The organism is Paenibacillus sp. JNUCC 35 (genome assembly GCF_058269095.1).
On the sequence record NZ_CM177771.1, the window covers coordinates 3,542,729 to 3,567,972 of the forward strand.

Here is a 25,244-nt window from a genome sequence, read left to right on the forward strand (position 1 = left end):
ATACAAGCATGTTTGACTCAATTATATTAATATGGTAAATTTATCTAGTTGGCCAGCGAATAAGATATGTGGGAGAGTTAGAATGTCTAAAAATATTTCAAAAATACTATCTCTAGTAATGGCACTGATTTTTATTTTTCCTGTTACTATATTTGCAAACGAGTCCACTTCTGACAATACAGTTTACTCTGTTCCTCCTGGTGGTGGACGTGTTTATCCTGGAACCAGTGTTAGTGTAATTCCTGGAGACGTTTTGGTTACAAATGATACTCGTAGTTCTGGACTACACGGGCACGCAGCTATTGTAGGCGACTGGGATGGTGTAACGGTTAGCATTGAAGGCTCGGGTTACAATCCAGGACTTACATCTTTAGACGATTGGTTTAAGAAGCGCCCTAATACTAAAGTAATGCGATGGACAGGTGCTTCCTCTCAGGCTATTAATGCTGGGTTTTGGGCAAAGAGCTATGTAAGCACTCATCCAAACGCAACGTTCAGCCTAGTCAATACGTTAGGAGATCAAGATAAAGTTTATTGTTCAAAGATACCTTGGATGGCTTTTTATTATGGTTCTAATATAGCTATAGATGGTCATAGTTATATTGCCAATATGGTATACAGCCCGTATGCCTGGCTATCTGCTAGTAAAATGAGTGCGGTTGCTACAATTGGTGCTATGTAAATACAATAAAGACTTTAACGCCCTCAAATAGAGGGCTTTCTTCATATCTTCGTACAATAAAACCATAGTTTTATTGTCTAAATATTAGTTCGACCAAACAGCCTGTATTTCATTCGAACTTATATAGTGTCACATCATAATCAATGAAAACTTCCTCAATGATTTGTCCTACTATATCCCAATCTCCACCAGCTAAGCCGCAACCAATATTGTACGGCAGAGCAATCGACTGATCCGATTTCATCGCTAAAGACTTTAATTCGTTTAATGCTCCACGCAATGCAATATAGTCCGTATGTCTTTTTTGAACTCCATATCCATATTGTCCAAATAAATTAGCAATGCATTTTTCATTCTTTGTTGGTACGATCTGACAACGACCTAATAACTCCCCTTTGTTACTACATGATAGTTTATATTGTTTAAAAGCCTCTGGGTAGTCACGTTTTTGTAATTATTTTTTCTACTGTAATTAACCTAATCTATTCTCAATTACATATACATAATGCATCAATTTATTAATTCATCAAAAACTTTAAAAGTAACATTTTATTGTATGAGTGCATTCAAAACAACACTATAAAAGCCGTATATGGTATTATTATCTTGAATCTTTTTAATCCAAAGGAGTGAGTAAAATAGCTACTACAACATTTAAGGCATCGGCACACTTGCAAGAAGGTGTAGTTGTAAAAGTTAGTTCAAGAAATTTTGAGTTTACTATTGACGAACCTAAAAGTCTGGGAGGAACGGACACTGGGATGAATCCAGTTGAAGTGTTACTTGGTTCATTAGGTGCGTGTCAATCAATTGTAGCCAGAGTATATGCTAAAAAGTTTAATATAAATCTTGAAGACTTTCGAGTAGAAGTCGAAGGTGATTTGGATTTGGATGGATTCTTTAAGAAGGCAGATGTTCGTCCAGGATACTCTGACATTCGTTACACTTTTTATATCAAAACAGATGCGCCTAGAGAACGAGTTGAGGAATTCGTTAAGTTCGTAGAAGAAACTTGCCCTGTAGGAGATACAATTGCAAACTTGGTCAATCTCAAATTAAACGGTATTGTAATCGAAAATTAATCTTAAGATACATTTACTTAGCACCCAGTTTGGGTGTTTTTGTTTCCTGTCTATTCTATAAAATTAAAATTTCGTAGTGATCTATTAGTTTCCGTAATAAGATACAACTTCGCCCGTTACGCTGTCATGATGCGTTATAATAACATAGCCAATCTTTTCGGGCTCTTTTTTGAATGACTGAATTCTGTATTGAGCACAAGGTTCTATTCAATCTGTCCGACATTATTTCACCTCTTTTAATTGCTTCTTCGGGAATCCAAACTTCACATTTGATCCTGTGGCAACCCTTGCTCTTTCCTTTTTGAGTAGGAGCATGCATAGACATATTTCCACTCGACGGAATAACTACTAGCGCATTATCCTGGCGCCGCTCCACCATTACCTCCGATAATTGTTTACTCACTCGATGCATCAAGCACTACTCTTTTACTCCGTCATATAAATGATTAAAAAAACGGACAGTTGATAAGATTTTCGAATAGTTATCATTATCATCTATATATATTAAATTCTTAACTATATTTTGTTCCTAATCTCACATGGGTAGGTCTGCCCTAAAGACACACATTAATCATTATTTAAGATCAAATAATATCAATGGATGGGGGATAGCCCCATCCATTCTACATTAGTTATGAATTTGAATTAATTCAAATAGTCTACTGAGATGTGAGTAGCCTCGTCAAAGTTGCTTACTGGAACCAATCGACTTATCTCAACCATATAGCATCAAATTTAATTTAATTATACTATTTATTTTTATTTATTTAATCTATTCTGCGTATTTGCTTCAGTTAATATATATTTAATTCTTTTGTTATTTAAAGGGAGAAATAAATAATTATTTGTCTTCCCTTAAAGCTTTTCTGAAACTTAAACCCACATGAATTCTAACTGTGTCACTGTTAAGAACTAAACCCAGACCTTTAAAGCTAAGCATACTGTCAACTTGCATTTTAGAGTAAACTTCTGCATATCCAGATTCTGGACCTTCGTAATACTTACCAAACTCCATAATTGGTTACGTTTATAGATGAACCCCAAAAGGTTCGCCCATAATCACCTTCTCCATATGTCGCTTTGGCTTTCACGCCTCTTTCGAAGCTACTCCCATTTTACGCGTCTACTCACTCCTAATGTTTCTTTACAATACTTTTTTACACATCTTTTTGCTCTGTATAGTGTGAAAGGTGACTTCAAAGCATTCCCTTCACAAACTGAGTATTGTATCTGTATGTGCTTTTGTCATATATGTTTTGTTCTCTCTAATACCCGCCCTTGCATGTACACCAGTTTCGAATCCAATTTTGGTTCATTGTTTATACTTCCATATATTATTTCAATAACATGTAAATAAAATGTTTACAAATAATTTAAAGCTATTTATTTAAATATGTAGTACAATATACAAGTATTTACAATTGAAGGAGGATTACTATGAAAAAATCTATTGTTTCATTTTTATCGGCTGCCTTACTTCTTAGCTCTGTATCATCCGTAGCTTTTGCAGAACAAAATGCTGTATCTCCTCAAGGATTAATTACACCTCTGGCAGATTCAGGATGGCAAACTAAAAATAACATCAGGGCAAGGGTTTACACGGACGCTAATAGTTACGGACCTGGCACGAGCAAAATCAAAATTACAGCAGAAAAATCAACCACAGGTGCAGCTTACTACGAACTCTATCTGGATAATGGTAAAGAGATGGTTAAGGTAGGAAGTGGAACAATAGGTTCCTCAGTCACTCTCGACGCGTCTGTATCTAGTATAGTTCCCGTTAATTCACAAGCATCCCTTACAGTCCTCCTTAAAATTTATGCATATGGGGATTGGGATAAATGGCTTGGCGATTGGGAGACCGGTAGTTTTACTGTAGTAAGAACAAATTGATTTGCGGGAGTCCTTGCTTTCTAGCAGGGACTCTTTCATTTTATTTTCTCGCATTAAACTCTTCATTTTATTGAAAAGAAAGGGGTGTGGAATAATTCTTCAAGACATTAATAATGAAGCATTTATTTACCGCTAATCATTTTACATATATTACTTTTTTTTACAATATTGGAATTTCCTATTATACTATGCTTATGTTCTCAGTATATTTAGGTTACCAGAAATAAAATAATTCATGGAGGGAAACAATATGAACAACTTAAAGAAAATTGCAACATTTGGCGTTGCCTTTGCATCTATTATTTCATTCGCTGCTATTGGTAATGCTAAGACACCAGCTACGTCAGATTCCCAGAAGCAGATAACTGCACCAAAGATTTCTGAATTGGTAGCCCCACAAGATGAGACCGGGTTTTCTTATGAATTTTCCGATTTAGGAAGAGCGTCTGATCCATTACTTACTAAAGGGACAACAACCTTCAACACAACGGCGGCGGTCTATATTACTCTAGTACAGTGGTCTACCGATTATTATAACGGTGCAACTGGAAAAGTAGATATGCTCTACGAACTTATTGATGTAAAAACTAATAAACCGTTTCAATCGGAAAGAGTATATGACCAATTAACATCTCAAAATAAAACCATTGGCTGGTCAAATGTACCAGCCGGGTCTTATAAGGTTAGATTAACAAACAAAGGTGCAGGATATGGCCATGGTAATGGTTTTGTTCGAGCTTATCCTCAATAATAGTAAATAGTAGAGTCAAGAATATACTGAGAACACACTTGATTTATTTTTTATTTTTTTGGTAGAACAATAATTTTCTAGTCCGATAATGTTTGTTGAATGCTTGTCGATGTTGTAAAACTATACTTTCTATCATCAATCGTATAAATTTTGATTAAATAGCGGTTTGATCACTCTTGGTTCTTGATTAAAATAACACCTACTTTTAGGAAAAAGGAGAAGGCGATTTTGAGTAAGGTAAATGAAGTAAAAAGTGATCTTTGTTCTGGATGAGTCGCAGAAAGATCAGTTTCTCTAAGCCCGAAGAAGTGTTTGATACGAAGAAGAATATTGTCGAGTTTTTAGTTAACATACGAAGATTCTGGTTTCGTTACCAGTTCAATTGAAGACAACTCATATGAAGGTGCGATGTTAAACAGTGTCCAGGAGAACACTTTATGATGCCCTTCTTACTGAACAAAATAAAGTAAATGAGTCATTTGAATAAATTCTTATGAGGGAATTCCCCCCTTTTTTATTATGATTTCTGGAAAATTCATTTCAGTACGCTGTCGGCTTCTTATCTCATAAATGATTCGTTTTATTGTATTTTTATAAGGTCTGAATATATAAGCCGCTTGTTCCTGGGCAATTCAACGTTTTGATGAAAGTGACCAAAATACCACCGTTTGTACTTCAGTTTCTGTTCAACCTCATAAAAATAAGGATGCATTTCATCCTTCTCCATGTGAATGTTGAATACCGATGAAATATAATCTAGATCCGAAGTAGAACAAGTATGGGTGATCACATAATCTACATTCCAATTATTCCTTTTAAGATTTTCTAAGCCTTCTTCGTATTCATCTTTAGAAGGCATTTCTCTCCTCCACCAAGACCTCCCTTCTTTGCGATACTCTTTATCATGTGACGCAGCTCCACCAAACGTAAAAAACTTATTATTTTCTATTGTGAATACCTGTCCTCTCATCAAGTGAATAACGCTACTATTGATTTTATGTACTTTCCCACCATTCCAAATTTCAACAGGGTACTGGTCCAGTAAATCAAAGTTTTCATGGTTCCCATCAATAAACAGAGTCGTAAAAGGCTTTTCTTTATCAAGCCACTTTAGCCAGTACTGGTCCTCTTTACTCCCATCCCATATTAAACCAAAGTCACCGGCAACGATTACGTAATCTTTTTTTGTTAAGGATTTTTGTTCTGGAAAGTTCCTTTTATTAAGCCTACTACCCACGCTTATGGTTCCATGTATGTCTCCAGTTATATAAATCATGTGCTTCTCACCTCAAGACAAGTACTTATAATGATTTACGCTTCGGTATGCTCATAATTTTATCTACTTATCTAGGTACGCTTCCTAAGGTGCTTTGAATATCAACGTGTCTAAACTTTCTTTTGAGTTTGCGATTATGATACCACCTAGTAAATAAACTTCTAGTTTCATTTTTTGATCTTTCCCAGTCATATTTTAATAACAATCCAACCAATAGGGTTAATTCCTCAAGATCTTCAGGAGTCGACTTATAATCAAGAATTTTATTGAGTATCTTCAGAATAGTAGTGTCCAAAATATTTTCTTTGCCGCCAAGCGGATTTAGACTTAATTTTAATTTTGTTATAACTGCTTTCCGGCCTTCGTCACCGTATTTATTAGCGCATATTTTAGAAACACTATCTTTAACAAATTCTCTCCACTTCGCTCTCTCCTCAGTGATATATTTAAGAGATTGATTCTTGTCATTGGTTACTTTGTTAAATAGACTTGCCAAAATTGCAGTAACAACAGAAGCCGGGAAAGCAATTGTTAGTAGTTTATTCATAATATCTACTGTCTCGGGTGTCATTAATATTCTCCAATCTAAATGAAAGACTCATTTCAAGCAAAAACATCTTCATCTGAGAACATTTTTTGAGACCTTTTTTTTATGTTCTCCAATAGTTCAGGATCATTAATGGAGTCACTTATAAAATCAGCAATACCATGCCTAAAGGCTTGAACTATGTTTTCTATCTTTAGAACAATAATTTTGGTCTCCAATAAATTTACCTTACTCTCCAGCTCTTCTACTGTACGATTTCCCCAAACATAAACGATAGGGTTTGCCCTTCCATTTCGAGACATTGACGATTCGCTTCCTAATGAATGAACTACCGAGCATCTTGCGGCGTATATATCTGTACCGTTACATGATGCCGTTAATCTAGAAACAAGATATTTATCAGCCCACTTAATAAAATCAGATTTTTGCGCATCTCTTTCCTCCATTACTGAGAGAGATGATACGATATCCATTGCACTATAAAGTAAAATCAGCGATGGTGCCACCAATTGCTCTTTCATTAGTAAATCAATGGACTCTACCATTTGAAAAATATTTTTTAACATATGCTCCATTATTTTCTCACTCTTTTTCACAAAAGGATTTTTTATTGACTTGTATTATCGTTTAATATAATCGCTGGACCTTTCGAGCAGAGAGTATTTCATGATGATCACCCCATAAAAATAACTTTTTATTGTTCAACCATAACCGTACATACTAATTCATCGGAAAGCCAGATAATTCCTTTTTCTTATGGTGTTAATACTAAGTACTCGCAGGAAAAATTTCACTTTTAAAACCAATTTTCAATTTCTCGTTCGATAATAGAATTATAAACCGCATCCCTCGATACACATATAATACCTAGCCAGTAGCCGTATACGGGCCGTCTGATTGAACTTTCAAATTTGCGTTTAAATGAGTCTAATTGACCATGGTACAAATACCATTATATGGTATTTGTACCATGGTCAAACTAAAGGAGGAACTTATTTATGAATTTCAAAGCTTTAACTATTGGCGCCCTAGTAGGAGTATCTTTGGTTTTTGGAAGTGTCGGGGCGTTCGCGTCCCCAGTAAATGCCAATGCCAACGCCGTAATACCTCACGCAAATCAAAATCTGATCCTGCGTGTCGGTGAAGTTTATAACACAATTGGATTGGCAACCATTCTTTATAACCCCCAGAATGCAGTCGTCGTAGAATTCCAATCGTATATTAAGGGGTTGCAGCCAGGACAGGCTACCATCAGTGTATATAAAAATGGCCAAACAACTACTTACGACGTTTTCGTGAAGGCATTTTGAGCGGTGGGGAGGTATTTCCTCCTCTAGTTGTTGTTTAAAGTTCCGTTCGTCTTAAATGAAGATTGATTCAGGAATCTCCCCCCCTTTTTTATTCCCCTTATCTGCACCTCCAGTGAAATGTTAATTTTTTTATTTTTGGTAATTATTATACAACTGGAAAAGATCTTCGTATTTTTCTGAAAAACGAGGGAAGCACCTGCTTCTCATATACGGTTAAACTCCCCAACGGAGATGTATTGGACAGCGGTAATCTTACTCCAGGACAGCAGGTAACAGAAAATCATTACTGGTATACCTCTCCAGAACCATCTCCACTCCAAACTGGAAACTACACCGTATATATCCGGAACAGCGACGGCTCTTATGGTTCATATTGGATTGCTGTGCGCAGCCTTGAGTCCTAAAATCAACAAAATCCCCCGCTCAATGAGAATCGGAGATTTTCTATGTAGTGCCTCTTCTATTAACAATTCAGCAAAAATAAATGATCACTTTCTGTTACAAGCAATGCGGCGAAGTGAATTGGTTTCATTTCATCGATATTAAATTAAAGCCCCATTCATTCGAATGGGGCTTACAGAAATATTTGATTGATTGCCGATTAGCCTTCGATTTGTTTTATGCGACTAATAATAACGGCTGCCTCAGCCCGGGTGGCAACTGCCTTAGGACCAAAGGTACCTCCGGGTAATCCTTGGATGATCCCTTTCTGAGTCAGAAATGCGGCAGCCTCTCTGGCATACGGAGCAATGGTTTCCCTGTCCCCAAATTTAGCAAGAGCTTCTTCAATATTGCCGGCTGTAGCACCCGAAGTAATCTTCATGGCATTAGCCGATATTTTAGCCATTTCCTCGCGCGTAATCGCTCTGTTTGGCTCAAAATAGCCCTCACCTGTTCCTTCTGCCAGTTTTAAGCCGACTGCAGCTTTTACATAGGTTTCATACCAGCTTGCTGGGGGAACATCTTTAAAGGAGATATTTTCCTTTTGGTCGTATAGATTGAAGGCTCTCACGATCATCGCCAAAAACTCGACGCGGGTTACTTTCTTTAGCGGTTCAAAACGTCCACCATTAAACCCATTTACCAATCCTAGACGGGCCAATTCGTGTATCCCGCTGCCCGCCCAAGACTCTACTGATTGTAAATCACTGAACTCGACTGCTGATTCGGAACCTTGGTTTCGGTTAGAAACGGCGTTAAATATCGAATTGGCAAGGAGACGGAACTGGTGCTGCGAATGGGCACCATTGGTCAGATCGTTGGAGAAAACCGTCACGTTTTTATTATTTTCCTTATAAGTAAAGGCCATAATCTGTCCCTTGGCAGCTTCGTGTCCGGGCCACCAGCCCGCCTTGTAGAAATCATCATTACTGCTTATCGTCGCAAGAATATTTGCTGTCTTAGGAACCGTTTTGATATAAGAACCTGTAATGGTATAAAAATACTCCTGTTTATCGTAAGGTGCTGTAATGACGCTGTCTTGCTTGACGTCGGCCAGAAATACTCCCTCATATCGCTTCCATTCGGGTCCCCCGAACGAAAATCCGGGAATCCAATCTTGAACGTTTACCATTCCCATATTTCCGTACGCGATGTATGGCTTGCCTTTCCCCACCTGCTCGGAAGAATCAAATGTATTGACAAGAACATCCGCCTGCGCCTGGTCTGAAGTCACCTTAAACCCTAAGTTTTCCAAGACATACGCCGGCTCACCGAGTGCTCCTACAAGAGCGCTTTTAAGCTCTTTACCAACCGGCATATGATCGCTAAATGAACTCACATCAAGCAGGTATTTGGAAGCCAGCGGGTTCAGATCGTCATAAGAGATGACAAAATCTCCAGCCTCATGTTCCGATTCGGTCTTTGTGAGCATCGTTACGTGTTTTCCAGATGCCAAGAGCTCATTAACAGCTTTTATCGCATCGTTGTTCGTATTTCGAAGGAGAACGTAATCGGATGGTTTGTCTGGCATGGCAGTAGCCGGAATCGTTACCGATATTACCGGAGCGGTTTTACCCTCAAAAACGCGGGGTTCTCTGATAACATATCGATTAAATCCGCGCAGAACCGGAAAATCCTGAACGATCTCACCTGCAACCGACTCATAGTCCGACACATCAATACCATCATAAAGAACCGAGTTTGCATAGCCGTGGTAAGACTGATGCATGTCGATGACAAATGATCCCGCAGGATAAGTTGTCCCGGAGACGGTTACGGGCTTTATTGATCGTTCCACCTTAATTCCGTTGCGAAGAAAGTATTCGATCATGCGATAGGTTTCGTATGCATTTTTCTGAATGCTTCTGTCGATTGGCAGTACATAGTACTCCGGGAAGAAGTTTTGATTGCCTGAACGCGGACGGCCGATGATTTCATCTTTGGCATTGACCAAATATGGATCTACTGCACGATCATCCTTATTATCTATCCCGCGTTCGTATATTTTCAACTGATTCATGAACAGCTTCTCTTTGTTCTCCATCACATAATGGGTAGCCCCCGCCACGCTGTAATACAGTGCTTTAGTCGACTCTTCGTTTGATTCAGGGACTTCCAGCGTGTGTCCCAACGCCCCATGATGCATGGCAAATACCGCTGTATATGCGGGAGTTGCGTCATCCCAGCCTGTTGAGATGCCTTTAGGTACATATTTCGGATCCTTCACGGATTTCTGATGTTCTTCGTAAGGAATGTAATAATCGTTATACTTTGTATTGGCAATTCCGGCCTCGCCCATCGCCTTCGCTTGTTCCAACATACTGTCAATCAGCAGATCATATTCGATGTTTGGATCATGCGGCGGCGTAGTCGGTTCAATCAGGAAGTTGGAATCAAATCCATGCAGGTCCAAAAAAGATAAAGGGGACCATTTTGCAATTTGTTCCGTAACACTGCGTGTTTCAGGCTGGGTTTGATAAGAATTGTCTCGGTTTAAATCAAAATAATTGGGGTTCGATCGTGTTGTGTGAACACGTCCATCTGGATTGTCCGTATAAACGAACAGGAAAATGACTTGGTTAAGTGCTTTGTCCATGTTTAAATTGATCTTGCTCTTCTGGCCATTAGATCCCTTCGTATCATAAGATATGCTGTCATCTAACGCCATAGATTTAAAGAAATTGAAAATAAAGTCGACTCCTGGAGCTTCGTTCGGATGAATATTATTCAACCAGATCGGTACCTTATAGTCGCCAAAAGTACCTGATTGAATATCAGCCTGAAGCTGCTTGGGATTATTCATCATGGCTGGGTGAGTCACATTTTGATATTGATCTACCGAGGCTTTATCTTTGGCAAGGATCGTTAGATAAATATCACGGCCTTCGACTGATTTTCCAATCGATATGGTTTTAATATACCGGTCATTCTTCTTAGCCGCTTGTGCTGTAACCGCATCAATATCCGTTTTTAGCTCATCATAAGTGTGGAAGCTGTCATACGGCGTTAACTTAACCGGTGTCTGGGCAATAACTTGTCCGTGAGCAGTTGCAGCGAGCTCATAGGTACCCATCAATGAAGCATATAGGGGACGCTGTAAGCGAGGCTCGGACAGATTATCAGTGTCATAGGGTAGATCGAAAGTGATATTCGCCGTGTATTGCCCGTCTTTCGCCTTACCATCGCTTACCGTTATAAAGGAGGGGCCCGTATAATCCCGCTGCGCGAATTTCTTCCATTCAGACAGCGGCTTACCGCCATAGGTCCAGCTTATGCTTTTACTATCCACATTTTGGGGCAGCGTAAACTTGACTTGAAAGGTTCTTTTCTCCGTCATGGATGCAACATGATGATTCATTTTTAATTCTTGAACTGCTTTACCCCGTGCGAGTGTCTTATTCTCCTTTTGATCGTGGGATGCCATTTTGCTTTCTACATCCTGAATGGGTTCCGCCTTAACATGGCCTGGATCCACGGTACCGATCATTAGGGAAAATGAAATCATTAAGCCAAAGGCATGTTTGTTTAACTTCTTCTTCAACTTCTGCTCCCCCTCTTTCATTCGTTCATCCCAGCAGAAACTCCTGATTCCCCAGTCTTCAAGGAATCTTTAGATTCGGCGGGAACAGATTTTTCCGCTTCCATTATGTTCTGAACAAAGTCTTTCAGCTCTTTGCGGCTCGATACATCCAGAACGGCTGCTTGGCCCATATAGGTCTCCTTAATCAGCTTCATTGGCGGAATCTGTTCACTTCCTTCCAGCTTGCTCTGATACCCTACCGATGCCAACTTCCAAATGTCATTTACCGTTAGATTGGTATCTATATAAGGACTAACTTTCTCAAGAATGGAAGGGAGTTTCATAATAGATGTTGTGTTTTTCATTTTCTGGGCCACCGCATCGGCGAAGTCCCGTTGGCGTTTCGTCCGGGAGTAATCCGATAAGGCGTCATGACGAAAGCGAACGTACTGTAATGCTGTTTTCCCATCCAAATGCTGCTTTCCTTCGGTAAGATGAATATCATATTCATGCTGATCGGCTGCGCTCTCATAGTTCATGTCCTTCTCGACATAGAAATCAACTCCCCCTATTTCGTCAACTAGTTTTATAAAACCCTGAAAGTCTGTATATACGTAGTACTGAACAGGGATTCCAAGCAGATCGCTTACCGCTTTCATAGCCGTGTTAGGCCCATGCGTGATTGCCGTATTAATCCGATTTTTGCCGTGATCAGGAATATCTGTATACGTGTCGCGAAGAATTGAAAACAAATGAATTCTTTTACGCACAGGGTCCAGAGAGACAACCATCATGGTGTCTGATCTGGGGATCTCTCCTTTATTGACTCCACGAGCATCTACCCCCATTAATAAAATATGAACCGGCTCAGTTCCCAGCCATTTAGGAGGCTCTACGTACTCAACCTCCGCTGCGTTAACAGCGGCAAATAGAGACTTTTGGCTATCTGTTTTATTTAAACCTTCCAACCCTTTATATAGAGAGTAGAAATAGCAGACAACCGCACCGGAAAGCACAATCAAAATCAAAGCGAGAACGGCTGCTATCCTCTTCGTTTTTAATGACATTTTGTTTCTCCTTTCTTGAACGATAACAGGAAACTACGCTTACTGTTCTTGCAAGGCTTCGATCAGAAGAGATGCATAATATCTCGATCCGTCAGGCTTTAAATGAACCCCGTCTTCATAAAAAATATCTTTTTTCCCTTCACTGGCTGCATACCAGTCGACAATTTTAACATGGTGGAATTCACCGGATACGTCCTTGATAGTTGTATTGACCGTGTCCTGCCATCCTTTAGAAACTCTCGTGGTGACTACAAATACCTGCTTGTCCGAAAGAGACTGAAGCAGACTGCGAAGACTCTCTTTGTTAAAAGGTCCATTGGTGCCGAGTTCGATAATAATGCGATCACCTAATTTCCCTTTGGCTTTTAATTCATCGATTAGCTTCTGAGCTTGGGACATTTGTCTTCCAACCTTGCCATCAACCGTAATTTTGGGTAGTTTTTCTTTCAAATAAGGCTCAATACCGACTATGACCGAATCTCCAATGACAGTAATTCCTTCTCCATCGAGAGATTGAGGAGGTTTCTTGTTCTCCGTTTTTTGGGGAGCAGATTCTGAGGATGCTTTGATCTGCTGTGGTGCTGTGATTTGTTGTCCCCCTAGTTCTCCCTGCTCTGTTGTTTTCGAGCTCTGATGACGCTGACTGAAATATCCAGCAGCTAATAGGATAATGATAAAAACCCATGTTATCCGTACTTTATGTTTCTTCATTTTCATTTCATCCTTTCAAAAATAGATTCAATTTGTTTGTGGTTACAAGGTAGAGTTGTTCAGTTCCTTGGAGCGAGTCCACCATAAACGTCCTCTTCGAATCGGTTCTTCAACAAACCTGTAGGACAGAGCAGACAACATAAAAATGAGCGTTAGCTGCAGCAAAATGTCAACGAATCCGGGTTCCCTGACATTCGCCGCCGGACTTGATAATATAATGACCGGATAATGCCATATATAAAGACTGTAAGATCGTTTCCCGATCCAGCTTAGTGGTTTGGCTGCCAGGATGGATCCCAATTGACTGGCTGGATGCACCAGCACGGCAATGATAACCGCAGTAAATACAGACAGAAACAAGAAGCCGACCGGGTACAGCGAAGAATCATATTCATTCGTTTGATTCATCATGATAAACAAGATCAACATCGCCACCGCTCCCAATAAATCTAAAAACAGACGGGCCCCTGAGGAAATTCGGTCCGTTAGCCTCCAACTTGGCCATACAACAGCTAACGCTGCTCCAATCAGGATAGCGAATGCCCGGGTATCCGTTCCGTAATATACTCTGCTAGGATCCGTCCCTGGCACATACAGGAGCGCCATTGTGATGGCGGAAACGGCAGCACCGGAAAGAATAAATACAGCAAGTCTACCCCGGCGCCCTAAAAGCCTGACTAGAAAGAATAACAGAAGCGGCCATATTACATAAAATTGCTCTTCAATAGACAGCGACCAAAGATGTCCGATTGGAGAAGGCGGACCGAAACTTTCAAAATACGATACCTGATGAAAGATGAGATACCAGTTATTCACATAAAAAACGGAGGAAAGGAAATCTCCTCTCAATGTTTGCATTCTGGAAGGATCTATGAGAATCAACCCTAATGCCACGACCAAAAGCATGCTGACCATCGCCGGCAGTAATCTGCGTATTCTTCTAATCCAAAAATGCAATAAAGAGATTTTGTGTTGAGTTTTCCACTCCCATAAAAGTTGATCAGTGATCAGGTAGCCGGATAGAACAAAGAAAACTTCTACTCCCAGCAGCCCGCCCTCAGCCCATTTCAAATTGAAGTGGTACGCAATAACAGCTAATACGGATATGGCTCTTAAACCGTCTAATCCAGGCATATAACGTTTCAACAATTGCTTTTGCTTCCCCAACATTTATGTTTCATCCTTGTCTGTGTATGGGCTGTTTATTACTCTTTTAATATAGCTACCGGATGTCGCTAAAGTTTGATCAGGATGTAAACAAGTTGTCACAAACTCTGCTCCTTTTTAGACAAAAAAATAACCTTATTTACGATTTGATCCGTAAGCAAGGTTAGTTTTTAGGTATTCAGGCTCATTAAATTGAATCATAAACGAGGCTTATTGGAATTCGATAAGCAGTACCTGTCCATCCGTTGTCATCGTTTGGGTATTTGATGAAGGTGAATAAAACTTTTGCCCATAGACAAGTAAACCTTTTTCGCCAGGGCTCCAGTACATTTGAGATGGTTTCAAACCATGATAAACAGGTTCGTTAGACAGAACATTATTCCCTTGAATCCTTCCTGCGTAAATCGTGTCCTGGTCATAAGTTGAATAGGCAATACATTTCCTGTCTTTTGACAGTTTAAATCCCTCCACTTTTTCCAGTAGCACAGATAGTTCTTTGGTACGTTGATCATACTCGAATAACGTACCATCGGTTCCAAGGAATACAAACTGATCGTTATTCAGCCAAGCCACTTGGTCTTCATCACTCTGATGTTCGTATTGGATGTCGATTGAATTTCCATTGACCGTCCCCAGCATGATGATGTTTTTCTTGGTCTTACCGTTTTGAAAGGCGCTTAATAGTACACTGTGTCCGTCATCAGATACGTTGATTTTTGTAAGGCTGTTTCCCTTTCCGTAGTTTTTTATCGTATATGTTGTGGAGGATTGGTTACCGACGTCCAATAAGTGAATAAAGGCTTTTCCACTTTCAATCGGATCAATTACCAAATAACAAAGATATTGGTTGTTGTTGGACCATGCGACATTCTGAATATACAGATCCTTATTATTGCTGAAATTTGCTACCTCGGTTTCTTTGCCGTCCTTTAGTGATATCAGCTTCAATTTAGTTCCATACCTTGTGATTGAGATCTCACGGATGAGTGAACCATCAGGAGACAGTTCGATAAGAGGCGAATCCATTTGAATTCCAGAAATAATCTCACTTTTTTCGTAAGGAGGAGCCATACGCTTTAATACGGTTTGTTCTGATAGGTTAACTTTCTTATTCGAAGCAATTACAGAATCTTTACCGGACCATCCTAATATTTGACCAGCGTTTGTGAATTCATCAGGTAGCCGATAGATTGTCTTTACCTTGAAGGGTTGTATCCCTTCATTTTCGGTCTGCTTCTCTTCCTGACTCGGAATTACAATCGTCTCTGTTTCGGGTTCGAACAGAGCGCAGCCGGATAAAACCAAGATTAGAAACAAGAGTACTGCTATTGCGAAAAGTGCATTCTTCATATCGGCTTTCCGTCCTTTCGGACCTTCATATATTCTAATTCTACCGTAACTATCGTTTGATTGTTTTCGTTCGTCATACGGATGTTCCCGCCGTGTTCATCGACAATGGATTTGGAGATGCTGAGCCCCAGCCCGACACTTCCCTCCTCAGATACTTGACGGTTGCCCAGATTAAATGGCTGAAATAAATAAGCAATTTGATCGGTCTCGATTGGATCGCTTGGGTTGCTAAAAACAAATTGAATTTTCGTGTCAGCCCTCTTCGCCGTTACGAATATTTCTGCTTGATCCGTACTGTATTTGATAGAGTTATCCAGTAGATTAATAAAGAGCTGGCGTAATCGGTTTCCTTGTCCATATACGATCAATTCATTTTGGATCTCGTACCGAATGCTTTTCTTATAGCGTTGAGCCCGGATCCCCATCGATTCGCACACGTCTTTCAAAATGCTTCCCGCATCGACCCTTTCAGGCTCCATAATCTGAATGTTTGGGCGCGACGCCTCCAACAGTTTCAGAACCATGTCATGAAGACGTCTGCTTTCCTCTATGATATGGTTCATGCCCTTTTCGAAAAAATTTCGGTCCGCTTCTCCTTTTTTACGTATAATCTCAGCGTATCCTAATATCGAAGTTAGCGGAGTCTTAAGTTCATGGGTGATGTTGTCAAAAAAGCGCTTCTCCTGTTCATGAAGAGCCTGAAGGTGATCCCGGTCTTTTCGGATAATCGTCATCTGCCTGCTAATTTGATCGATCATTTCGTTAAAGTTGTCTGCAAGCCTTCCAATCTCATCCTTCCGCCTGAACTGGATCCGCACTTCCAGGTTTCCGCTTTTCACCTCATTTGAGGCTCGAGTTAGTCTGACAAGGGGGATGGTAATGTGCCTGGAGAGGATATATGAAAAGAGGAAAGCTGCCGCGAAAATAGCCATCGCAATGTAAAAGATGATTTCCTTAATCCGTCCGCTTTGTTCATAGAGCAGACTGAAATCTCTGGAAAACCGTAAAATTCCAACCTTCGTTCCATCAATGAAAACAGGGTACGAGAATAGAACGGATGCTTTGTTTCGATCGTAAGTGATGCTGTATGCAGTCTTCCCCTCTATTGCTTCTTTTAAGTCTCCATTTGTTAGATGCGGAATTGACTTATCCGATGAAAACAGCAGTGCCCCGTCCACTGTATATACGCTGACGCTGCTGCCAGTGGCATGATTCAAGTCGTTAGCCATTTCCTCAGCCATTTGCCCAAAGTAAAGCCTATTGTTCGAAAAATGATTGATCAGAAAAGCTTGTCGTACATAAATGTTACTGTTGTTCTTCAGTCCAATTAACTCCGAGGTCACTATTTTTTTGTTACTGGTCCGAATAGACTCCTTCACGGTTTGATTTAACACCAGAAAAGAGAGCGAAAATATTAAGAAGAAACCGATAATAAATTTGACGCTAATATTTCGAATCATTCGTTTTACCGCCTATTTTCGAATTTATAGCCTATTCCAAATACAGTGGCGATTAGATCGCCGGCATCCAGCTTTTTACGAAGCCTTTGGATGTGAGTATCCACCGTACGGGTATCTCCCTGAAAATCATACCCCCATACGATATCTAACAATTCCGCACGTGTGTACGTTTTTCCTCGATGTCCAATCAGTGTCATCAGTAAATCAAACTCTTTTGGAGTCAAATCAACTGCGTGACCATCTTTTTGAACAAGACGTTCTTCCACAATGATCTCGATATGCTCAAGCCGAATCACTTCCCGCTGATCATCATGTCTTTTGTTCGCTTGATCAACCCTCCGGAGGATTGTCCGTATTCTGGCAACTACTTCCCGCAAATCAAATGGTTTTGTTATATAATCATCCGCGCCGAATTCCAGTCCGAGTATTTTATCCGTAATATCCGATTTCGCGGTAATCATCATGATCGGTAAATTATGATTTGCCGTTACCTTCTTGCAAATATCCAGCCCGCTTTGGTCCGGTAGCATCCAGTCGAGAAGCAGGAGATCGGGTTGAAATTGCTGAAGCTCCATCATACCCTCGGCTCCACATGCCGTCGTTTTCGTTTCGAACCCTTCCATAGAAAGTCCGTATGATAGTAAGTCAGCTATTGCTGCGTCATCTTCAATAATGAGAATTTTTGCTTGATTCATCGTAACCCCCGTTTTTTTGTAAGGATCATCCATACTTTTCCCTAAAGCTAATGACTCAATTAGTGAATATTCAAATCGTAACAAATTATAGTTCGTTATGCCCCAAAAACGCAGATTTGAAATGAGAATGGTCTTCTTTTGGGATTATTAAAATGACAGATTAGCCTCATTTTTCAATATAGCAAGCAGATGTCACTATCGTTTGATCAATTTGTAAACAAAATGTCACAGCATTGGTTTGTGACACTTTGTTTACAACGTGATCAAACTTTGGCGACATCCTCCCGATATAGTGGAAACACATTGCGACAAGTGAAATCAGCACTAGTGAGGAGGAATCGAATTTGTCAGATCGTTTCAAAATGACGCATGAGAACGGCAATGAAAAGGAGAAAGGAACGGGCAGCGGACACAGACGACCGGAAAACGCCTTCCCGAATGGACGAGGCAACCCACAAGGAGCCGGGCGTCTTCTGGCGCTGGATGCTGCGAGAGGTTTGGCGGTTATCGGTATGTATTTGCAGCACTTTGCATCGAACGAAAGGATTACTACCATCGTTTCCGGAAACACAACGTTATTGTTTGTACTCTGCGGCGGGATTTCCTACTCCATCATGGCTCAGCGCATGAAGGATCGACAAAAGGATGCAACCGCCTTTCGGGCAAAGATGCTGGCTCGCGCGGTATTCGTCGATATTATGGGATATTTGCTCATCATGTTGAATACCCCTTTCGGAGTGATTTTGCCCGCCTACGCTGCCATGTTCGTCTTAGCATTGATACTGGCGGGTCTTTCAAACCGCACACTCGTTACGACTACCGTTGCACTGATGTTTCTAGCCCCCCCACTTATGCTTCTGGGCATGAGTGCCCTATCTGGAGCATTTCTGCTTCGAGACGTTGCCGGCGGTCCGATGTCCACCCTAGCACTCGCCCCTGCTTTCGTAGCTGGAATGGCAATCGGGAGCCTTGACCTGACCAAAAAACGAACCGCATTTTTACTAGCGATCGGCGGCCTCATGTTGCTCATTATAGGTAAGACACTGGCCGCTTATGTCCTCCCTGAGCTTAGCCGTTCATTTGAATCGTGGCTTGTCACTGTTCAAGGTACCGCCGCTATGCCAGACCCGTATGCCATCTGGCCGCTTAACATGGAACAGCCGATGTGGCATATGCTTCTATGGACGGTTCCGCATAGCGCTTCAACGTTCCAGACGCTGACCGGGCTCGGGTTTGCACTGCTGGTATTGGGAATCGTATTCCTCGTACCAAAGAAAACCAACGCCATGTTGGTCCCTTTTGCGGGAGTCGGACGCGTGGCGTTGACAATGTATGCGGCTCAGTTCGTCGTCGTTTGGCTGCTTACGCTATCAAGAATCGACTATAGTTTGGATGGAGTTCCCCTCGGTGATCTGCTAGTTGCCATGATAACATTGGTAGCAGGTTGGTTAATCTCACGGCTACCCCATGGTCCGCTTGAGTCATCTATGCGACATTTTGACCGGTTGTTCAGTGTCCCTCGCTCGATAAATGCACCTAAATAGGAGCCCCTTAATAGAATCTACTGTATGGAATTTTGCTCAAATATCCCACCTATCGGTGGGATATTTTATGGTTAAAGACAATTGGAACCACTCGTTAGCTTTGTGTTCGGTATTATATCTTCGATCCCCCTGATTTATCAATTTTATATTCATCAATTAAATCGTACATCCCTTATACCGCCTTCGAATCTTCACCTGCTGCATAACAAAGGAAACACTTGGTCATAACATTTACCAGTTCATGGGGGATTTTTTGGCGTACAACATATGGAATAGGTGGAGGAAACAACGTGGCTAACGGCGTCTCGCGACTGCAGTTTATTTTCCTTATCCTGATGGCATTAGGGATCACGAATGCTTTGCAGAGACTATGGCTGATCAAGTCATAGTCTTTTTTTGTGTCAAAAAATAGGGGGAGTTCTTTTCAGCTTACAAAAAAGACCTCTGGAAAAGGTTTTGATCCGCATGGCCGGTTATGAATACTGGTAAGATAGTATCCTGTCGTTTGTTACGCTTTTAAAATGTCTGAAGAAGGATTCCCTCTGCCGGTAACAGCCTCAATCACTCTCCCCCGTCCTGCTCCGCTCAGCCTGACCGCTGCTTTCAATCACTCCCTGATGCATAAATCCCCAGCCGCACATATCCGCGAGTATTGTGCTCAGCGTACGCCCGTGATCGGACATCGAATATTCCACTTTGGGCGGAATTTCCTGATAGATTTTGCGTACGATCAAGCCGTCGCGCTCAAGCTCGCGAAGGTGATTGGTCAGCATCCCCTGGGTAACGGACGGAAGGAGCTTCCTGAGTTCTCCGAACCGCTTGGTGCCCTGATGAAGCAGGATAAACAAAATCAGCGGCTTCCACTTGCCTCCGATCACATCCAGCGTGGTCATAATTCCTTCGGTCGTCCCCGGCTGTCTATCATTTAGCGGCATCCGATTCCCCTCCGTCATTCATTTTTTTGATAACTTCTTTGTTCTGTTACTTTACCAAATCGGCCCGTTTAATAAAAGTACTTCTCTTTTTCGTACATAGTCTTATTTTTCGTACTATGCGCGGCTGTTCAAGGTATGATTTTACAGACTAAGTCCGATTAAAAATCCTACTTCTCAAAAATAAGAATCTAAACAATAATGAGAAAGTAATTCGGATTGCCCTACGATTTCCAATTTACTTTGAAAGGATGCTTGATCATGAAAATAATGGTGATTACGGCTCATCCCGACTTAACTGCTTCCAGAGTTAACCGGGCTTTTGCCCGCAAAGCTTCTACAGTTCCCGGCGTCTATGTACGCGACCTTTACCGGGAATATCCCGAATGGACGATTGATGTGGAAAAAGAGCAGCGGCTGCTCACTGAACACGACCGGATTGTTTTCCAGTTCCCTCTTTACTGGTACAGCTCTCCGGCCCTGCTGAAAAAATGGTTTGACGATGTGCTCACCTACGGCTGGGCGTTCGGAACGGATGGCGTCCATTTGACGGGAAAAGAATTTATCGTCGCCACGACAACGGGCGGAACCGAAAATCAATATCGTTCCGGAGGTTCCAACCGGCACACGCTAAGCGAGTTTATGAAACCGATTCAGAGCACTCTTGAGAAATGCAACGGCGTTTTTCTCCCCGTGTTTGCAGCCTATCATTTGTCGGATGCGCCCGAGGCGGAACTTCAGGCGGAAGCCGACCAGTATGCGAAACACATCGTCAGCCTTCAAGCGGACCTTGCCAATTAACCTGAAAAAATAGAGAACAAGTTCGTATGAACTTGTTCTCTTTTCTTTTGCTTGGATATATACAGCCAAGTTCGATCCCAGCCTTGTGATGCTTTCGCTTGAGAGCTGCGCGGCGAGCTCAGGAATGGTGTGACTCTTCGGCCGTGCTGCGCTTTATTGGTATAAAGTGACATGTTTGGGGCAATCTACAGACAAGTTTGCGAGAAGGAGGGAGGCACACGCGTGAAGCTATTCAGACACTTATTCCATATGAACAAAAAAAATGCTCCGGCTCCGGCTCCGGCTCCGACTCCAGCTCCAGTTCCAGCTCCGGCACAAGAAACGGCGGATACCGTCACCATCAAATCCTCCCTTGCGGAAAATGAACGGTACCTCGATCAGGTGCTGTTTCATACCGATGATTTAGTGAAGCTCTCGCTTACGTATCAAAATCAGGCTCTGCTGGTCTGTTATCTTGATCCGATGTGCGATGAGGTTAAAATCCGGAGCTTTATTCTGAAACCTCTGGTGGAGTCGGAGGAAGAAAATCTGGCCGATGTGTTCACCGCTCCCAGGGTTTACGCGCAAACTTCGCTGGACGAAGCCGCCGATACTCTGCTGCAGGGGCAGGCCGTTCTTTTCAAGGAAGGCAGCACGGAGTGCTATACGATTACGGTCAATGCGGAAGTCAAGCGGACAACGGAAGAGCCTGAGAACGAAAAAACAGTCCGCGGCTCCCATGAAGGTTTTGTCGAAAATTTGACCGTCAATCTGCATCTGATCCGCAAACAGATCAAAAACCGCCATCTGGTCATTCGCCGGTATACGCTCGGAAAAGAAAGCCGCACCGAGGTCGCCTTGGCTTATCTGAACCATGTCGCCAAGCCGGAGCTCATTCTGGAAATCGACAAACGCCTCCGTACTATCGCGGGTGCCAACACACTGTCAACTGACCTGATGGAGGAATATATCGAAGACCGGACGCTGTCTCCTTTCCCCCAGATTCTGACGACAGAGCGTCCGGACAGGGCCGCCGCCAACCTGCTCGAAGGCAGAGCTGTCCTGATGTCCGCCGGGACGCCCAGTGCGCTGGTCATGCCGGTGACGTTTTTTTCGTTCTATCAGTCCCCGGACGATTATTACAGCCGCACGCTTGCCGGCTCGTTCATCCGGTTCATCCGGCTGCTGAGCTTCGTCATTGCGATTACGCTGCCCGCTTTTTATATCGCGGTCATTACGTTTCATTACGAGGTGATTCCGGCCGAGCTCTTGTTCCAAATTAAAGGAAGCGTGGAGATAGTGCCTTATCCGCCGCTTCTGGAGGCCATGTTCATGGAGCTGACGCTGGAGCTGCTGAGGGAGGCGGGAATTCGCCTGCCGGGACCGATCGGACAGACGATCGGCATCGTAGGAGGTCTTGTGATCGGGGACGCGGTCGTGCGGGTCGGACTCGTATCGTATCCGATGATTATCGTCGTCGCTCTCACCGCCATTTCTTCCTTTATCGTCCCTTCTCACGAGATGAGCGCATCCGTGCGGCTGCTCCGATTTGCCGTTATGATTCCGGCGGCTTTGCTCGGCTTTCTCGGAATCGTCTTCAGCCTGATTTTCATCCTGATCCATCTGTGCAAGCTGGAGTCGTTCGGCACTCCGTACCTGGCCCCGGCGGCTCCTTTCCGCCTGAAGGACTGGAAAGACACCCTTTTCCGGTTCCCGCTATGGAAAAAAGACAACCGCGTCAACATGGCAAAACCTTCGGTGAAGAAGGACAACGCGGATTCAAAGGAGCTGCAGGAGAATGACACACAATTCGAATAAAATAAGTCCGAAGCAGATGCTTTTTCTCGTTCTCCAGACCCAGATCGGCGTCCAAGTGCTTTTCATGCCTTCCCGAGTACAGGCGTTTGCCAAAGGCGACGCGTGGATGTCGGTCCTGCTCGCCGGTTTGTTCAGCCAACTGATTATTCTGATGATGTGGGCCCTGAACAAACGCTTTCCCTCGGCTACTCTGTATGACTTTATGCCCCGTTTGACAGGCAAAGCGGCCGCAGCGTTCCTTCAGGTCCTGTATATCGTTTATTTTACCGTCCAGAGCAGTCTCATTCTGATGTTTTTTTACGAAGTGATCCGCGATTGGGTCTTTCCCGAAACGCCGGAATGGCTCATTACCGGTCTCATGGTGCTCGCCTGCATTTATCTGACCCAGGAAAATCTGCAGATCATCGCCCGGTTCTTTCTGCTGGTCAGCATCGTGATTCTCGTCATGATCTTTATATCCGTGTATGCTTATACGCATTCCAATCTGCTGTATATTTTCCCGATCGGGCAGGCCGGATTTCTCCCGGTTGTACGGGGGGCGCACGAAGCGATAAATACGCTGACCGGCTATGAATGGATTCTTTTTTGCTATCCGTTCGTGGAAGGGACACCCCGGCGGAAGCTGGCTGCGGCATCCGCGGCCAACGCTTTCTCGACCCTGTTGTACACGTTTCTCGTCTTTACGAGTATCGTCGTATTCAGCCCTTCCGAGCTTGGCCTGCTGCCCCATCCGGTTCTGTATATGGTTAAAGCGCTGACGTTCACGATCATCGAACGTCCCGACCTGTATTTCCTCTCCGCCTGGATCGTCGTGGTCGCGACGTCCATTATGGCTAGTCTGTATATGGCTTCGACGGGTATCTCCCATTTGTTCGGCATGAGCAGCCACCGCAAGCCTGTTCTGTTTACGGCCGTCGCGTTCTTGGCGATTGCGCTGCTGATTCATGACCAGGCTGTGATGAAAACTTTGGGCAAAATCGTATCGCTGTCGAGCTATTTTTTCCTGGGCTTCGTTCCCCTCCTTTTACTTCTGATTTCGCTTGCTTTGCATATTCGCGAGGGAGGGAGGCGGCTCGTAGAATGAACCGATTTTCCAAAACCGCGGCAAGCCTGGTGACTCTTCTTCTGCTCAGTGGATGCTGGGATCAGCAGCTTCTCAAAAACTCCCGTATCATACATATCGGGGGATTCGACAAGGGAGAAAACGGTAAGCTTAAAGCTACCGTCGCCTTTCCGGACGTATCCAGTATTGAAGGGGGGCGAAACGAAACCAACGAAATACACACGGTAACGAGCAATACGACTCAGCAGGCCCGCGGATTTTTCGATCATGAAATATCGGGGAATTATTCCCCGTCCAAGCTGCTTGTGCTTCTGCTCGGCGAAGAGTGGGCGCGCGCCCAAAATATTATGCCTTACATGGATGTGTATTACCGCGATCCCAAAAGCCCGTTGAACGCCCGCCTTGCGGTAGTCAACGGAACAGCGGAAGGTTTGATCGACTTGAAAAAGGTCGGAACGAAACTCCTCGGACGCTTTCTGGATGCACTGCTCGAAAACATGGAGGAAGGTACCGTCATCCCGCGGGTCAATTTCCAGTCGATCGGCCCTGTCAAGCCTGGACAGGACTTTGCCCTCCCCTATGTGTCGATTCACAACAAAAAGCCCGTTGTTCAAGGTGTAGCGCTGTTTCACAACAATGTAATGACGGCCACCCTCTCCTCGGAAGAATCTCCCATTTATCTGCTTCTCAAGGGACAAAAGGGAAAAACGGCGCGCCTCACTCTTCCCGTGAACATTGGGGAGGAGGAAGAGCACGAGACAAAAGCGGACCGCTACATTACAGTCGACCTCCATAAGTACTCGCAGAAAATGAAAGTGGAGCTGACGGAGAGCGGCGGAGTCAGAGTCAAGATCCGGTTGAAAATCAATGCCGCGGTTATCGAATACCCGCTTGACCGGCTGAACAAAAAAGAGACGATTCAGAAACTGGATGCAGCACTTTCCAGACTGCTGACTGCCCGGGCCAAAGCCGTTACACGCAAAATGCAGGAAGCCAATCACGACGGATACGGTATAGCGCTGAGGCTGATGGCTTTTCATCCGGAAGCCTGGAAGAAGATGAACTGGGAGGAAGACTACAAGGAAGTGCAGTTCGAGCCGGACATCCGGCTGAAAATCGAGCGTAAGGGCATTACGTTCTAGGGGAAATGTTTTG

Annotated in this window: 21 protein-coding genes; 10 read left to right on the top strand and 11 right to left on the bottom strand. The window is 43.0% G+C overall.

Annotated features, from left to right (window positions below):
• Positions 1-82 precede the first annotated feature (82 nt).
• The 4 genes from AC2TF6_RS16030 to AC2TF6_RS16045 all read left to right on the top strand — a co-directional run bounded on the left by AC2TF6_RS16030 (position 83) and on the right by AC2TF6_RS16045 (position 4,408).
• Positions 83-682 carry a hypothetical protein gene (locus AC2TF6_RS16030; RefSeq protein ID WP_491307601.1) on the top strand — a complete coding sequence of 200 codons (600 nt, stop codon included), beginning with the start codon at positions 83-85 and terminating at the stop codon, positions 680-682.
• Between the two features lie 638 nt (positions 683-1,320).
• On the top strand, positions 1,321-1,764 hold the full coding sequence (locus AC2TF6_RS16035) for an OsmC family protein (RefSeq protein WP_454236754.1): 444 nt from the start codon (positions 1,321-1,323) through the stop codon (positions 1,762-1,764).
• 1,437 nt (positions 1,765-3,201) lie between these two features.
• Positions 3,202-3,657, top strand: a complete 456-nt coding sequence (gene yqgA / locus AC2TF6_RS16040; RefSeq protein WP_452532315.1) for a cell wall-binding protein YqgA — start codon at positions 3,202-3,204, stop codon at positions 3,655-3,657.
• Positions 3,658-3,907: 250 nt separating this feature from the next.
• Complete coding sequence (locus AC2TF6_RS16045; RefSeq protein ID WP_491307602.1) at positions 3,908-4,408, top strand: hypothetical protein; 501 nt, start codon at positions 3,908-3,910, stop codon at positions 4,406-4,408.
• A 580-nt stretch (positions 4,409-4,988) separates the two neighbouring features.
• On the opposite strand, the gene AC2TF6_RS16050 is transcribed toward AC2TF6_RS16045, so the two are convergent.
• The 3 genes from AC2TF6_RS16050 to AC2TF6_RS16060 form a co-directional block, all read right to left on the bottom strand.
• Entirely contained in the window at positions 4,989-5,684 is a 696-nt protein-coding gene (locus tag AC2TF6_RS16050; protein WP_491307603.1) for a metallophosphoesterase family protein, read from the bottom strand.
• A 67-nt stretch (positions 5,685-5,751) separates the two neighbouring features.
• Positions 5,752-6,255, bottom strand: coding sequence for a hypothetical protein (locus tag AC2TF6_RS16055; protein ID WP_491307604.1), 504 nt, complete (start codon positions 6,253-6,255; stop codon positions 5,752-5,754).
• Positions 6,256-6,287: 32 nt separating this feature from the next.
• Complete coding sequence (locus AC2TF6_RS16060) at positions 6,288-6,806, bottom strand: hypothetical protein (RefSeq protein WP_491307605.1); 519 nt, start codon at positions 6,804-6,806, stop codon at positions 6,288-6,290.
• A 423-nt stretch (positions 6,807-7,229) separates the two neighbouring features.
• Here AC2TF6_RS16060 and AC2TF6_RS16065 point away from each other — a divergent pair, with 423 nt between their 5' ends.
• Entirely contained in the window at positions 7,230-7,541 is a 312-nt protein-coding gene (locus AC2TF6_RS16065) for a hypothetical protein (protein ID WP_491307606.1), read from the top strand.
• A gap of 601 nt (positions 7,542-8,142) precedes the next feature.
• Here AC2TF6_RS16065 and AC2TF6_RS16070 read toward each other — a convergent pair.
• The 7 genes from AC2TF6_RS16070 to AC2TF6_RS16100 all read right to left on the bottom strand — a co-directional run bounded on the left by AC2TF6_RS16070 (position 8,143) and on the right by AC2TF6_RS16100 (position 17,952).
• The gene (locus AC2TF6_RS16070) at positions 8,143-11,544 is read right to left on the bottom strand and encodes a M14 family metallopeptidase (protein ID WP_491307607.1); all 3,402 of its coding nucleotides are present in this window, start codon (positions 11,542-11,544) and stop codon (positions 8,143-8,145) included.
• Positions 11,541-12,569 carry an LCP family protein gene (locus AC2TF6_RS16075; RefSeq protein WP_491307608.1) on the bottom strand — a complete coding sequence of 343 codons (1,029 nt, stop codon included), beginning with the start codon at positions 12,567-12,569 and terminating at the stop codon, positions 11,541-11,543. Before AC2TF6_RS16075 ends, AC2TF6_RS16070 begins: the two co-directional genes overlap by 4 nt.
• A 39-nt stretch (positions 12,570-12,608) precedes the next feature.
• Positions 12,609-13,280, bottom strand: a complete 672-nt coding sequence (locus AC2TF6_RS16080) for an SGNH/GDSL hydrolase family protein (protein WP_491307609.1) — start codon at positions 13,278-13,280, stop codon at positions 12,609-12,611.
• Positions 13,281-13,322: 42 nt separating this feature from the next.
• On the bottom strand, positions 13,323-14,450 hold the full coding sequence (locus AC2TF6_RS16085) for an acyltransferase family protein (RefSeq protein WP_491307610.1): 1,128 nt from the start codon (positions 14,448-14,450) through the stop codon (positions 13,323-13,325).
• Between the two features lie 207 nt (positions 14,451-14,657).
• Positions 14,658-15,797: a WD40 repeat domain-containing protein gene (locus AC2TF6_RS16090; RefSeq protein WP_491307611.1), complete on the bottom strand. Its 1,140-nt coding sequence runs from the start codon at positions 15,795-15,797 to the stop codon at positions 14,658-14,660.
• Complete coding sequence (locus AC2TF6_RS16095) at positions 15,794-17,257, bottom strand: HAMP domain-containing sensor histidine kinase (protein ID WP_491307612.1); 1,464 nt, start codon at positions 17,255-17,257, stop codon at positions 15,794-15,796. Before AC2TF6_RS16095 ends, AC2TF6_RS16090 begins: the two co-directional genes overlap by 4 nt.
• Positions 17,258-17,262: 5 nt before the next feature.
• Entirely contained in the window at positions 17,263-17,952 is a 690-nt protein-coding gene (locus AC2TF6_RS16100; protein ID WP_491307613.1) for a response regulator, read from the bottom strand.
• A 344-nt stretch (positions 17,953-18,296) separates the two neighbouring features.
• On the opposite strand from AC2TF6_RS16100, the gene AC2TF6_RS16105 reads away from it, so the two are divergent.
• The gene (locus AC2TF6_RS16105) at positions 18,297-19,496 is read left to right on the top strand and encodes a DUF418 domain-containing protein (protein ID WP_491307614.1); all 1,200 of its coding nucleotides are present in this window, start codon (positions 18,297-18,299) and stop codon (positions 19,494-19,496) included.
• A 557-nt stretch (positions 19,497-20,053) separates the two neighbouring features.
• Here AC2TF6_RS16105 and AC2TF6_RS16110 read toward each other — a convergent pair.
• A complete protein-coding gene (locus tag AC2TF6_RS16110) occupies positions 20,054-20,431 on the bottom strand; it encodes a winged helix-turn-helix transcriptional regulator (RefSeq protein ID WP_369996093.1) in 378 nt (125 codons plus the stop codon).
• 258 nt (positions 20,432-20,689) lie between these two features.
• Here AC2TF6_RS16110 and AC2TF6_RS16115 point away from each other — a divergent pair, with 258 nt between their 5' ends.
• From AC2TF6_RS16115 to AC2TF6_RS16130, 4 genes are all read left to right on the top strand, one after another.
• Complete coding sequence (locus AC2TF6_RS16115) at positions 20,690-21,229, top strand: NAD(P)H-dependent oxidoreductase (RefSeq protein WP_491307615.1); 540 nt, start codon at positions 20,690-20,692, stop codon at positions 21,227-21,229.
• 222 nt (positions 21,230-21,451) lie between these two features.
• Positions 21,452-23,026 (top strand): spore germination protein, encoded by a 1,575-nt coding sequence (locus AC2TF6_RS16120; protein WP_491307616.1) that lies wholly within the window; start codon positions 21,452-21,454, stop codon positions 23,024-23,026.
• Positions 23,007-24,110, top strand: coding sequence for a GerAB/ArcD/ProY family transporter (locus AC2TF6_RS16125; protein WP_491307617.1), 1,104 nt, complete (start codon positions 23,007-23,009; stop codon positions 24,108-24,110). The genes AC2TF6_RS16120 and AC2TF6_RS16125 overlap by 20 nt, the downstream gene beginning before the upstream one ends.
• Complete coding sequence (locus AC2TF6_RS16130; protein ID WP_491307618.1) at positions 24,107-25,231, top strand: Ger(x)C family spore germination protein; 1,125 nt, start codon at positions 24,107-24,109, stop codon at positions 25,229-25,231. Before AC2TF6_RS16125 ends, AC2TF6_RS16130 begins: the two co-directional genes overlap by 4 nt.
• Positions 25,232-25,244 lie beyond the last annotated feature (13 nt).

Bases quoted from the DNA above. Each gene is read 5' to 3' on its own strand.
- AC2TF6_RS16030 (WP_491307601.1), top strand. From the start codon at position 83: ATGTCTAAAAATATTTCAAAAATACTATCTCTAGTAATGGCACTGATT.
- yqgA (WP_452532315.1), top strand. From the start codon at position 3,202: ATGAAAAAATCTATTGTTTCATTTTTATCGGCTGCCTTACTTCTTAGC.
- AC2TF6_RS16045 (WP_491307602.1), top strand. From the start codon at position 3,908: ATGAACAACTTAAAGAAAATTGCAACATTTGGCGTTGCCTTTGCATCT.
- AC2TF6_RS16050 (WP_491307603.1), bottom strand. From the start codon at position 5,684: ATGATTTATATAACTGGAGACATACATGGAACCATAAGCGTGGGTAGT.
- AC2TF6_RS16055 (WP_491307604.1), bottom strand. From the start codon at position 6,255: ATGACACCCGAGACAGTAGATATTATGAATAAACTACTAACAATTGCT.
- AC2TF6_RS16060 (WP_491307605.1), bottom strand. From the start codon at position 6,806: ATGGAGCATATGTTAAAAAATATTTTTCAAATGGTAGAGTCCATTGAT.
- AC2TF6_RS16065 (WP_491307606.1), top strand. From the start codon at position 7,230: ATGAATTTCAAAGCTTTAACTATTGGCGCCCTAGTAGGAGTATCTTTG.
- AC2TF6_RS16070 (WP_491307607.1), bottom strand. From the start codon at position 11,544: ATGAAAGAGGGGGAGCAGAAGTTGAAGAAGAAGTTAAACAAACATGCC.
- AC2TF6_RS16075 (WP_491307608.1), bottom strand. From the start codon at position 12,569: ATGTCATTAAAAACGAAGAGGATAGCAGCCGTTCTCGCTTTGATTTTG.
- AC2TF6_RS16080 (WP_491307609.1), bottom strand. From the start codon at position 13,280: ATGAAGAAACATAAAGTACGGATAACATGGGTTTTTATCATTATCCTA.
- AC2TF6_RS16085 (WP_491307610.1), bottom strand. From the start codon at position 14,450: ATGTTGGGGAAGCAAAAGCAATTGTTGAAACGTTATATGCCTGGATTA.
- AC2TF6_RS16090 (WP_491307611.1), bottom strand. From the start codon at position 15,797: ATGAAGAATGCACTTTTCGCAATAGCAGTACTCTTGTTTCTAATCTTG.
- AC2TF6_RS16095 (WP_491307612.1), bottom strand. From the start codon at position 17,257: ATGATTCGAAATATTAGCGTCAAATTTATTATCGGTTTCTTCTTAATA.
- AC2TF6_RS16100 (WP_491307613.1), bottom strand. From the start codon at position 17,952: ATGAATCAAGCAAAAATTCTCATTATTGAAGATGACGCAGCAATAGCT.
- AC2TF6_RS16110 (WP_369996093.1), bottom strand. From the start codon at position 20,431: ATGCCGCTAAATGATAGACAGCCGGGGACGACCGAAGGAATTATGACC.
- AC2TF6_RS16115 (WP_491307615.1), top strand. From the start codon at position 20,690: ATGAAAATAATGGTGATTACGGCTCATCCCGACTTAACTGCTTCCAGA.
- AC2TF6_RS16125 (WP_491307617.1), top strand. From the start codon at position 23,007: ATGACACACAATTCGAATAAAATAAGTCCGAAGCAGATGCTTTTTCTC.
- AC2TF6_RS16130 (WP_491307618.1), top strand. From the start codon at position 24,107: ATGAACCGATTTTCCAAAACCGCGGCAAGCCTGGTGACTCTTCTTCTG.